The sequence below is a fragment of the Nonomuraea sp. NPDC049784 genome (assembly GCF_040659615.1).
In the GTDB taxonomy this organism is placed as follows: Bacteria; Actinomycetota; Actinomycetes; order Streptosporangiales; family Streptosporangiaceae; genus Nonomuraea.
On record NZ_JBFAMX010001299.1, the window covers coordinates 1 to 1,095 of the forward strand.

Annotated in this window: 2 protein-coding genes; both read right to left on the reverse strand. The window is 73.8% G+C overall.

What is annotated here, in order from left to right:
- A partial coding sequence (locus AB0J09_RS65565; RefSeq protein ID WP_360714695.1) for an ADP-ribosylglycohydrolase family protein occupies positions 1 to 631 on the reverse strand: 631 nt, incomplete at its 3' end.
- Positions 628 to 1,095: ADP-ribosylglycohydrolase family protein (locus AB0J09_RS65570; protein WP_360714697.1), on the reverse strand; the 468-nt coding region annotated here is incomplete at its 5' end. The genes AB0J09_RS65565 and AB0J09_RS65570, both read right to left, overlap by 4 nt.

The following is a 1,095-nucleotide window of genomic DNA, read 5'->3' on the forward strand; positions in this document are numbered from 1 at the left end:
GATTTCGCGGAGTCGGAGAGGCGGCGGATGGCCTGGTCAAGGCCTTCGTCGCGGCCCCGGCGGCCTCACGGCCGTAGCTGGACTGGTGCGCCCCGGTCAGGTCGACGGCCTCGGCGTAGGCGGCGTCGGGGTCGGCGGCGTTCACGATGCCGACGGGGGCGACGTACATGGCCGCGCCGCAGTTCACGATGTTTCCGACACCGGCTTCGCGCGGGTCCACGTGCCCGTAGTGCAGCCTGGCCACGATCCACTTCTCGGCCAGGAAGATCCGCTGCAGCGGCAGCGCCTCCGCCTCCAGCTCGGGGATCCACCGCCGCTCGCCCATGAGCTCCGGCACCAGGTGGTCGGCCATCGCGTACGCGTCCAGGTGCCCGCCGGCCTTCTCGTACACGCGGATCAGGGCGTGCGTCATCAACGTGTCGTCGGTGATGTGCCCGTCGCCCTTGTGGTATGGGGCGATGGGGCGGGCGTTGCGCCAGTCCTCGTTGAACGGCGGCACGACGCCCTCGACGCGGCCCCCGTACCTCTCGACGATCTGCTCGGGGGTCCAGCCCTCGGTGGCGCCGCCCAGCGCGTCACCGACCGCCGCCCCCGCCACGCACCCAGTGGCCCTGTCTTCAAGCGGCGTCATGCGATTCCCTCCGTGAAATTACTCGCTAGTTCGATCAGATCCCGGCCCGCCAGGTCAGGCAGGCAACAACCGGCCAGCGTGCGGGCCGACGCGATCCACCCCTCCGGGATCGCCTCATACCCGCCGCAGGCCCCCGCCAGCGCCCCGGTCAGCGCGGGCGCCGAGTCGGCCAGCGCGGCCAGGCAGGCCGCCGCGGGCACGGCGCGGGCGAGTTCGCCGCCCGCCGCCTCGGCCAGCGCCAGCGCCACCGGGACGGTCTGCGCGGCGCCCACGCCGTAGCTGTAGACGTGGTCGAGGAGCGCGGCGTCGAGCGCGGGCACGGCCGCGAACGGGTCACCCGCCTTGCGTGTGACGGCCAGCGCCAGGCGCGCGTTGTGTCCGATGGCGGTGTCTTCCGGCAGTACGGCCAGCGCCGCCTCGACCGCCGCCGCCGCCGATCCCGACGCCACCGCCTCGGCCACGGC